Annotated in this window: 13 protein-coding genes; 1 reads left to right on the top strand and 12 read right to left on the bottom strand. The window is 66.5% G+C overall.

Annotated features, from left to right (window positions below):
- Positions 1 to 9 precede the first annotated feature (9 nt).
- From ACFYY8_RS31560 to ACFYY8_RS31525, 8 genes are all read right to left on the bottom strand, one after another.
- Complete coding sequence (locus ACFYY8_RS31560) at positions 10 to 1,671, bottom strand: hypothetical protein (RefSeq protein ID WP_390047236.1); 1,662 nt, start codon at positions 1,669 to 1,671, stop codon at positions 10 to 12.
- Positions 1,655 to 2,056: a hypothetical protein gene (locus ACFYY8_RS31555; RefSeq protein ID WP_390047234.1), complete on the bottom strand. Its 402-nt coding sequence runs from the start codon at positions 2,054 to 2,056 to the stop codon at positions 1,655 to 1,657. The genes ACFYY8_RS31560 and ACFYY8_RS31555 overlap by 17 nt, the downstream gene beginning before the upstream one ends.
- A 503-nt stretch (positions 2,057 to 2,559) precedes the next feature.
- The gene (locus ACFYY8_RS31550) at positions 2,560 to 2,910 is read right to left on the bottom strand and encodes a hypothetical protein (RefSeq protein WP_390047232.1); all 351 of its coding nucleotides are present in this window, start codon (positions 2,908 to 2,910) and stop codon (positions 2,560 to 2,562) included.
- 559 nt (positions 2,911 to 3,469) lie between these two features.
- The gene (locus ACFYY8_RS31545; RefSeq protein ID WP_390047230.1) at positions 3,470 to 3,808 is read right to left on the bottom strand and encodes a hypothetical protein; all 339 of its coding nucleotides are present in this window, start codon (positions 3,806 to 3,808) and stop codon (positions 3,470 to 3,472) included.
- Between the two features lie 12 nt (positions 3,809 to 3,820).
- Positions 3,821 to 4,762: a hypothetical protein gene (locus ACFYY8_RS31540; RefSeq protein ID WP_390047228.1), complete on the bottom strand. Its 942-nt coding sequence runs from the start codon at positions 4,760 to 4,762 to the stop codon at positions 3,821 to 3,823.
- Positions 4,763 to 4,804: 42 nt separating this feature from the next.
- The gene (locus ACFYY8_RS31535; RefSeq protein ID WP_390047226.1) at positions 4,805 to 5,374 is read right to left on the bottom strand and encodes a hypothetical protein; all 570 of its coding nucleotides are present in this window, start codon (positions 5,372 to 5,374) and stop codon (positions 4,805 to 4,807) included.
- A gap of 74 nt (positions 5,375 to 5,448) precedes the next feature.
- Positions 5,449 to 5,802, bottom strand: a complete 354-nt coding sequence (locus ACFYY8_RS31530) for a hypothetical protein (protein ID WP_390047224.1) — start codon at positions 5,800 to 5,802, stop codon at positions 5,449 to 5,451.
- 91 nt (positions 5,803 to 5,893) lie between these two features.
- Positions 5,894 to 6,175: a hypothetical protein gene (locus ACFYY8_RS31525; RefSeq protein ID WP_390047222.1), complete on the bottom strand. Its 282-nt coding sequence runs from the start codon at positions 6,173 to 6,175 to the stop codon at positions 5,894 to 5,896.
- A 162-nt stretch (positions 6,176 to 6,337) separates the two neighbouring features.
- Between ACFYY8_RS31525 and ACFYY8_RS31520 the strand changes: the two genes are divergently transcribed.
- Positions 6,338 to 6,736 carry a hypothetical protein gene (locus tag ACFYY8_RS31520; RefSeq protein ID WP_390047220.1) on the top strand — a complete coding sequence of 133 codons (399 nt, stop codon included), beginning with the start codon at positions 6,338 to 6,340 and terminating at the stop codon, positions 6,734 to 6,736.
- Between the two features lie 159 nt (positions 6,737 to 6,895).
- Here the strand turns inward: ACFYY8_RS31520 and ACFYY8_RS31515 are convergent, their stop codons facing one another.
- The 4 genes from ACFYY8_RS31515 to ACFYY8_RS31500 form a co-directional block, all read right to left on the bottom strand.
- A complete protein-coding gene (locus ACFYY8_RS31515) occupies positions 6,896 to 7,132 on the bottom strand; it encodes a hypothetical protein (protein ID WP_390047218.1) in 237 nt (78 codons plus the stop codon).
- A 30-nt stretch (positions 7,133 to 7,162) separates the two neighbouring features.
- Complete coding sequence (locus ACFYY8_RS31510; protein WP_390047216.1) at positions 7,163 to 7,450, bottom strand: hypothetical protein; 288 nt, start codon at positions 7,448 to 7,450, stop codon at positions 7,163 to 7,165.
- Positions 7,447 to 7,953 carry a DUF6221 family protein gene (locus ACFYY8_RS31505; RefSeq protein ID WP_390047214.1) on the bottom strand — a complete coding sequence of 169 codons (507 nt, stop codon included), beginning with the start codon at positions 7,951 to 7,953 and terminating at the stop codon, positions 7,447 to 7,449. The genes ACFYY8_RS31510 and ACFYY8_RS31505 overlap by 4 nt, the downstream gene beginning before the upstream one ends.
- A gap of 827 nt (positions 7,954 to 8,780) precedes the next feature.
- A complete protein-coding gene (locus ACFYY8_RS31500; RefSeq protein ID WP_390047212.1) occupies positions 8,781 to 9,023 on the bottom strand; it encodes a hypothetical protein in 243 nt (80 codons plus the stop codon).
- Positions 9,024 to 9,082 lie beyond the last annotated feature (59 nt).

Here is a 9,082-nt window from a genome sequence, read left to right as displayed (position 1 = left end):
CACCGGGCGTCACCTCCGTCGTGTCGATGACGCCGTATAGAGCAGGTTCTCGGCGGGCTTCTGAATGGTGAACAGGCCAGCGGCGGTTGCGTCACCGGCGGCTTCGTGGGTGAGGACGGAACTGACGGTGAGGTCGATCTTCTGCCCTTGAGACGGTTTGGCCAGCACATACCGTTCCCCGGGCCGCGGCGCCTTGCGAGCGTTGCGGATCTGGATCGCGGTCTGCGGGCAACCATCGTGGGTGAATCCACTGTCGGACTTGTTGACGTCGGTCAGGAGCCGCTCGTTGGCGGCGTGCATCTGCACAATGCGGTAGGTCGCCCACCGGATGACGACCTTGTCGCCGTACTGCTCCGCCCACGCGTCGATCTCCGAGGTCCAGCCGGGCGGGTCTATGTAGGCGCGAACCACCTTGTATCTGGCCATCAGTTCGTCGAACGCCGCAGCCACTTCAAGACGGGGGACCTGTCCGCCGTACTCGGCGGGATCCCAGATGGTTGGCTGTTTGTCCGGCCCGAACGTGGGCGTGAACTGGTAGCCGTCCGCGGTCTCAGCCCGGATGCCGGTCCAGTCGTCGCTGTCGGACCCGTCCATGCCAAGCACGATCAGCGACCCGTCGGGGACTTCGCGTGGCTTGGCGCGTGCGTCCCAGATGTCGCCGTCCATCCAGGAGCCGCGCCCGTACACGATCCGGTTGCCGAAGAACCGCTCTGCCTGCGCCGGATCGGTCTCCGACAGCTCAGCGCACTCAGCCTCGATCATGTCAACGCTCGCGTGCGGAGAACCCGAGTAGTTGAACCGCAGGATCTTCCGCCGTTCGGCCTTGTTCCCGAACGACAGGTTCGCCGGTGGCGGCTCGTAGAAGCGGAAGACGTCCTTCGCCTTGCCCTCGAACGTCCGCTGCGCCGTGGACTGCTCGGCCGGGTCGAAGCAGTTCGTCGTCTCCATCGACCGGCCACCCATGCCAGCCGCACCGCGTCGCATCGTCTCGGCGACCTTCACCAGCTTGTTCGTCTGGTTGTACAGCTGAGATTCGTCCTGCAAGCAGAAGATCAGCGGGTTTCCGAGGCGGGACATCGCACTTGAGGTGACGACCTCGATGATCCCGTCGTTTGGCAGCCTGATGAAGCCTTCACGGACGAGCATCAGCCCCGACAGCCTCGGCCCTCGCGCCATCGCCTGAAGCGGCCGGTAAACGTTGTCGACCTGGTCCTCGGAGGTGGCCAGCAGTTGGATGAGCGGCGTCGGCCACGGCATCCCCATCGGCTCGCCCGGCTGGTAGCGGTACCGCCACCCACACCCGCATCCGTGATCAGCGCACGCGTAGACCTCGCCGCCTTCGGCCCAGCCCGCGAACAGGACAGGCCCGACCGCCTCAGCGCACACGATCGTCGCCGACCATGGACCCTTGCCGGTCTTCTGCGGGGCGATGACCTGTGACCGGCGGTAGAAGAACGCCGCACCACGAGTGGGGACACCGTTCCTGTCGTACGCCTTCGCATTGGACCTGACCCGGTAGTGATTCAGGGTGCACCACAGCTGCCAGTCGTAGCTCCGGAACGCCTTTCCCTTGGAGAAGCCGTCAGGGACGATGCAGTGCCGCTGAGTCCACGCCGGGACAATCCACAGGGTCGGGAAGTCGACGACGTACCGGTCAGCCGCCGGCGCCACGGGACACAACAGTCAGCCGGGAACGCACGTCCTCGCCACCGTCGTCCTCGAAGTCGTCGCTGGCTTCGCGGCGCTTCGACGCCAGCTCGTCCTCAGCGATCTTCCAGCCGTTCTCCTTCAGCCCCGCGGGGGTGAGTCCGATCTGGTCTGCGTACCGGATGACGACCTGCCCCAGAGAGGCCGACGCGTCCTCGGCCTCCATGCGGACGGACCAGCGCACGTACAGCGCGACCGCCCGCCACCTCCACGGCTGCACCGACCAAGCCTCAGCCTGCGGCGTCCGCCACACCTCGTCCCACACCTCGACCTCTCGCGCGGTCGCGAGAGGCAGCGGGAAGTCAGGAGCCTCGCCCTCATAGCCCTGGGCCGGCAGCGCCGTGAACACTACTCCGCGCCGCTCTGAGCGGCCAGAGTGCTCCTCAGGCTGGGGGCCGGAACGATTGCGGGCACCTCCACGCGTCATGCGTGATCACTACTCCCTCGCCGCGTTGCGCGGCGTCAGGCGGCCCGTCACCTTGCGTGACCGGGCCTGAAGGTCTGAACCCTCCGCACCTGGCGGAGACCTCCCCCGCGGTCCTCTATTGGCGGGCGGTGGGAGGGGTCACCCCCCAGGGGTGGTGACGCTGTGTGGTGGTTTCGCCTGGGTGGTTGGCGGTTGGGTCTGTGTGGTGTGGGCTTCGGCGAGGTGGTGGGCTGCTGTTTCCCACAGGGCGGGGAGGTTGGCTACTTGAGGGACGGTGAGGTCTGGGTAGCCGTGGCCTTGGGGGTCGTAGTAAGTGAGGGGTTTGCCGCCGTCGAAGCAGTCGGAGCAGCCGAGGCTGACGCCTCCGTCTTCGTCGCCTGTCAGGTGGAAGCGGGGGTCGAGGAGGGCAGCGAGGAGATGGTCACTCATGTGCGCCCCTGTTCCGTGTTGGCGCCGAGCTGGAGGCGGGCCGCGGGATCCTCTGATGAGCTGGCCTTGTGGTTGTCGATCCGGGGCGAGGCGGGCGGTGTCCAGCCGAGGGCGATGAGTGCTTCGTGCGCTCCGGGTGGCAGTGACACCACGACGTCGGCATCTTCGGCGTCGAGGCGGACGACGTTGATGGCCGATGCGGCTATCTCTGCCTCGATTCGCGGGATGCCGTCCAGGCCGATCTCGATGCTCATATTTCGGAGGCCTGTGCTGATGTCGTGGCCGTCGACTTCGACACAGGGGTGTTCCCGGTGGCGTGTGGTGATGGTGACGTTGTGCCTGGCCATGGGGGTTCCTCGGGGGGTAGGGATTCTTCGTCGCTTCGGGTGCACAACGGGTAGCCCTCGTCGGGGTCCATGCATTCGGGGCCACCTTCGCAACCGCCGTCCTCGCATGGGCAGTTGCAGGGGCAGGAACGATTCCGCTTCATGATCGTTCTATCGATTCCGCCGCAGGTCGCATATCAGTGACCTGGGGAAACGCAAGATTGCTTAGCGGGCATTCCAGCCTCCCGGCTGGTGCACGCTGGTGGACCGGTTGTGGCAGACCGCACAGAGCCCCCGTCCGTGCTTGGGGTCGTTGGGGTCGAGGCCTCGGCGGACCAGTTCCTTGCGGTCGGCTGGCCAATGATCTGCAGCCACCGAAGGGGCACCACAGAGGCGGCATGACGGTTCCCGGCCGAGGACTCCTACGCGGAACCGTTCCCTGTGCTCGTGCCCGTAGCCGCGCTGCGAGGCTGTGCCGCGTAGCTGTTCGGCTTCTGCCTTGCAGGATGCGCATCGGCCGTTTGGGGTGAGTTCAGCGCAGCCGGGTCGGGAGCACACTGTGAGGGCTTTCCTGGGCATGTCAGGCGTCCAAGATGGCGATCCACCCCAGGATCGCCGTTTCGGTCTGGGCGGCCAGGGTGACGCGGATCTTGTAGAACCACCAGCCTGGAGAGGCTGTGACTGCGGCAGGCCAGTCGAGGCGGACCGTGCCGGCGGCTGCGTCCACGATGGCGAGGCCGTCTCCTGCTGTGAGGGTGTAGACGCCTGAGGCGGCGTTGTCTTCGACGGCGGGTGAAGCCTTGACGATGGCTGTCACTATGGCGGCGGACAGGTTGAGGGCGGTTCCGCCGGTGGTGAGTTGGAAGGTTCGACTGGTCTCGTCATCCTCGGTGAGGGTGACGTTCACTGCCTGTGCCACACCCGCCTCCTCTCAGATGAGAGATCCGCCCAGAACGCCTGTGTCGAGGAGGGCTCCGCCGAGGTGAGCGAGTTGGCTGGCTGCGCCAGGAGGCAGGGCGTAAGCAGCGTCAGTGATCTTGCCTGTGTCGGTTGTGGTGATCAGCACTGTGACAGTGGCGGTCTCGGTCGCTACCGCGAGGTCTGTTGTCGAAGCCGCTGCGGCGAGGAAGGCGGCGTCGGAGGCGACGGCCGCCTCGGTGTACTCCAGCCCGACGAAGGCGGCGTCTATGGCTGTACCGGCATCGGCGGCGGAGGCGGTTGCAGCCAGGCTGGTGGTTTCTCCGGTGTTGGCTGTGTCCGTGGCAGGCAAGCTGGCCGTTAAGGACGTGGTTTCAGCGGTGGAGCTGGTGTCGCTGCTGGAGACCGTGGTGGTGCCGTCTGTGGTGAGGGTGCTGGACGACAGGCCAGGGGTGCCGTCCCAGGCCGCTCCTGCCGTGTTGCCGTCGAAGTAAGCGCCGAGGTCGGCGCTTTCCTCGATCAGCGCCATTGTGAAGTCAGCCGGGTTGATCGAGAAGTTCACACCGTCGACGATCAGCCGGGCTGCGACGGCACCGGACGGGGCGGTCGCGGTGATGGACAAACGGGTCACCGTGTTGGCCGTCATGGTGAAACCAGAGCTCGGGTAGCCGAAGCCGCCACCTGACCCGTTGACCCACTCCACAAACAGGGTGCCGGAGTTGACGTTGAAGACGCTGGTGCGGGCGTAGATGGACAGCGTGTACGACAGGCCGACGGTGACGGCGTTGGTGGCGGTCGCCGCGGTGCTGCAGTAGGAGCCGCTGGTGGTGTACTCAGCGGCGTTCGCTCGGTCGAACCCGCTGACGGTGACGCGGGTAGGGGCGGAGCCGCCACTCCAACCGGTGGTGTCTACGTCCAGGGCTGGGTTTAGGCAGAGGTTGCGCCTCGTGGCCATGGCCCTCCTGTCGAGGCTGGGCTGGCAACGGGTGCGGTGGAGTTACGAAATGGTGATCGTCGCGGTCAAGGCCCAGGTGCCGGTGGCCTTCGTTCCGAGAGCAGCCCCTGACTTGTGGTTGAGCAGGGTCGCGTTGACCGTGGTGCCGCCTGACACGGTGGGTGTTCCGATGTCGATGCCCCATTCCGACCAGACGAAGTTTGCGGTCGATCCGTCGTAGGTCGCCTTGAAGGTGACCACTCCTGCGGCTACCTGCGGGTAGGTGGCGTCCATGACCTGGAAGTAGCGGTGAGTGGAGCCAGCTGCGGCCGACAGGTCTGTGTCTGCCACCACGGCGGTGGTGGAGCCGTCACCCACGCCGAGCCGAGTGGCGGTGCTGGTGACGGCTTGGCCTCCCCCACCGGCCAGTAGGGACGTCAAGCGGGTCAGGCCGGCTGTGGTCAGCAGGTTGCCGGGGGCATCGACGACTTCGTACGGAGCGACGAGTTCAGCGAGCAGGTCTCCGGAGGGGACTGCGATGCCGGTCACTCGCTTGACCCAGGCGACTTGTTCGTCGTCCCATTTCTCAACGCGGGCGTGGGCCTGCCACGTGATCGTGTCGACGCGGCTCATGAACTACCTCCGGCATGCAGAAGGAGGCCGCCCTGAGGGGCGCGCCTGAAGGGGTGAAGCGGGGCGGCGCCGTCTCAGGTGGGGTCGCCGTTGATGGTGCCTGTGTTGCTGGGCAGGGAGGTCAGGGTGACCGCTTCGTTGTGGGTGGTGTAGCCGCCGTTCCCGTTGGGGATCCGGTTGCCGTCCTCGTCCAGGTCGTAGACGGCGACCGTGCCTCGGATCGGGTTGGTCCAGAGGGTGAGCGTCTTGTAGGTGGTGTGCACTCGGCCGCCCGGCGGCAGCTCTGCCGCCTTGTCCCATTCGTAGATGTGGCCCTGCAATTCAAGGTGCTGGGTGTCCAGCCAGGCCAAGAAGTTGAGGTAGCCGGGACTGTTTATGGCCTCCGGCATGGTGCGGATCTCAGCGACGAGGTACGTGGGGTCAGGCACGGGGCTCCAGAGGTTGAAGGGCATGCGAAAGGGCCGTCCAGATGGACGGCCCTGAATGGGTGGTGCGGTCGGGCCCGGGGGCCCTGTGGAGCTATTTCTGTGGGGTGACGCGTCCGCTGGCGACCAGCCAGGCGGAGACCTCCGCCCAGGAGTAGGCGGGGACTCCGTTGACGGTGGTGACGGGGTCGGGCAGGGGCGTCTCGCGGGGGCGGGAGGCGGAGCGGGTCGGGCGCCCCTTGGCGACCCAGTCGCGGCGGGCTTTCTCCCAGGTGCGCACCGTGTTCATGCCCAGGTCCGTGCCGTAGTCGGCGCTGGCGCGTTCGATGATCTCCGCGTAGCCGACCACGTCGTGCCTGTCGCGTCTCTCGGTCATGCATCGAGACTACCAAATTTGGTGGATCGGTCAACCCGAATCCGGTTTGATCACGGCTAGATAACACCTTCCCCACTCGACCAAATTCAGCTTGTCCACTCCACCAAATTTGGTAGTGTCATGGGTGTCGGCAGGGACACCACACCACACCGGGAGCACGAAATGACCGAGACCGAGACCCTCACCACCGCCCAGCAGGCCACCATGATCGCCGCCCTGATCAGCTGGGACGAGGGCAGCAGGACCGAGTTCTTCACCACCCACTACCGCACCCTGTTGCCCGTCGAGCTGCGCAGCATCTACGCCGCCGCGAACGCCCGCCCGAAGCCGATGGCCGACCCCTACGCCGACCTGGAGGACATCGGCGAGCTGCAGGTCGCACCGTGCGACCACGGCGGGTGGCGGATCTACCACAACGCCGCCCGCATGGTCCTCGACGTCGAGGGGTGCTGGATCGAGTGCGACAGGGCGGACCTGACCAGCATCCAGGGCGATGAGAGCACCACGTGGAGCCACAAGGACCTGGCGATCGCCGCCGCCCTCGCCACCCTGGAGGAGTAGGAGATCGGGCTACGGCCCGGGGAGCAATCCCCGGGCCCCGCGATCAAGTAACACGAGTGCGGGTCCTGCCGCAGATCCCGCAGCGTGTGGTGACCACCTTGCCGATGGTCTCGACGACCTCCCACCGGTGGCGGAGGTGCACGGCGCCTCCCGCCCGGTTCAGGTAGCGGGTGGGGAGATGATGCGTGGGACGCGGGTGTAGTCCTCGCCGTCGATCTTGGTGATCTCGTCAGCGGTCGCCCACCGCTCCACGACGTAGGGGCGGTTGCCGTCGTTCTCCGCGTAGAACACCAACGCCATCCAGTGCACCTCACCACGGCGCCATGCCTGTAGCCAGGCCAGGCGGGAGCCGTACCACACCAGAGGCGGGCGGGGTGGAGCAGCGGGCGAGGACACGAGGCTGAGGGTACGGGGACGCGCCGACAGTCAGGCCGGCCATGGCGTCACCTCCGCGTCAGGCGCCAGCTCCAGGCCGGTCGCGGCGAGGAATTCGTCCAGGCTGATCTGCCCGTCCATGCTGGGGGTCCCGAAGCGTGCGACCGTCCCGTCTGGGACGTCCGGCCAGGTTTCCCAGTCGGGGGTGTCGTAGGCGTCGACCGTGCCGATGCCGGACCGGTAGCGCAGGTAGAGGTACTGGCCGTCGGTAGTCCAGGCGTCCCACTGACTGGGGATGGATGGGCAGGTCTCCACCACTTTGGCGAGGAGGACGGTCACCGGGTGTCCGTCTGGCCGACGAGAGCGGCGTACTCCGGGTGGTCGGAGTACGGCAGAGCGAGCAGGCAGAGCGTCTCCTCGGCACGGTCTCGTTCGGCGAACGTGAAGTTGATGCCGTCGCCTGGAATGTGGGCGTGAGCGGCGAGGAGTTTCCGCTTAGCTTCGAGTTCGCGGCGTGCGCGAGAGGTAGGGATGACGACCTGGTTGTGGCGGTAGTCGTCGTCCAGGACGTAGAGCTGGTGGTTCGGGGCCGGGTCGGTGTCGCCCGCTTCGAGGAGCGTCCGTTCGTCCTCTGCGAGGCGCGCCTCGATGAAGGCGGCGAGCGGGTGCTGCTTCATGGCGCTCTCCCGTAGGGGGTCGGGGATGAAGGGGGTGGAGAGCCGGACTCTGAGCGGGCTGGCCAGATAGCGGCGCCAGAAGGAGGGGCGGCGGCTAGGCGGGCTGCTCGGCATCATGTGCTCCTGGGGGTTGGAGCCGGGCGGGCAGCCGGTCTCAGACCGCATGCGTACGGGTTGTCAGCCACCCGCCCGGAGATGATCGGCCCGGCTTCCTGACCCCGTGGACAAGGGAGCCAGGCCGAAGAGCGAAGGTTGGTGGTGCCGGTCCTCCCTCACCCCCCAGGGAGGGTGGACCGGCACCGTGCGTGGCGAGCGTGTCGTCGGGGGACTCCAGCTCTGCGTCACGCGGGCACGCCGCTGCGAGACGGCGTGCGTTTTGGGGCGGCTGGCCGGGCCGCCGCGCCCAAACCAGCCGCCAGGGCTCAACGCGAAGCGCACGGGGAAGTCGCCTCGCGGAGCAGCGCACCCACCGCCAGGTGGTGCGCGTCTTAAGCCTCAGAAAACACCGCGAAGTTCGGGGAGATCCTCTACTTCGTCGTTGCAAAAGGTGCGCTGACCTGCATCGAAGTTATCTCCTCAGCCATACGGTGCCGGGGTGAGTGAACCTTCGGAGCTCGCGCGAAATCTAACCAGCGCGAGACATAAGCATCTGGGAGATGCACTAGATGCCCTTCGGCGACGAGGTTTGGTGCTGTGGTGGAGTTGCACCTTGACTCCAGCCCCCGGTGGCAGCTCCAAATCTGTCTGGCTTATACGTCGTCATGACCGCAAAGCCGCATCACGCTTCGCTATCCGCAACGCGGAGTTGCTGGTCATGGAGGCATGTGACAACTTGAGACTCGGCTGGCGACCAATACCGCCTCCAGGCGGCACAAATGCGGCGTACCCGGTCTGGCAACTCCTAGACGAGCGAGAAATGCGTGGGCAGCGAATGCTCGTCCCGCGAAACTGGCGACGAGCAGACCGACACTGGTAACCCGCGCCAAGAGGAGTCAGGCCGCCCGAAAAGTCGCTCGGATCTCGTCACGCCCCTCAGGAGTCGCTGGCACGGGCTCGCCCAGGTAGATCTGACGGGCGATCGTCTTGAGGTCGTGCCAGTCGTAGTACGCCGTTTTCCCGAGCTTCGGGCAGCGACGGGCGTGGTAGCGGGACGCCCAGGTGCGAACTCGCCGTTCGGGCTTGTCGAGGCGTTGAGCGGCCTGCTGGATCGTGACGGGCTCCCGAGGATCAGACATGCTGGGGCACCCCCAGACATGCGAAAGCCCTCGGACAAACTGGCCGAGGGCTGGAAATG

Source organism: Streptosporangium sp. NPDC001559 (genome assembly GCF_042893955.1).
Taxonomy (GTDB): Bacteria; Actinomycetota; Actinomycetes; order Streptosporangiales; family Streptosporangiaceae; genus Streptosporangium.
Note: the sequence above shows the minus strand (reverse complement) of the source record. Positions and strands in the feature narration are given on the sequence as shown.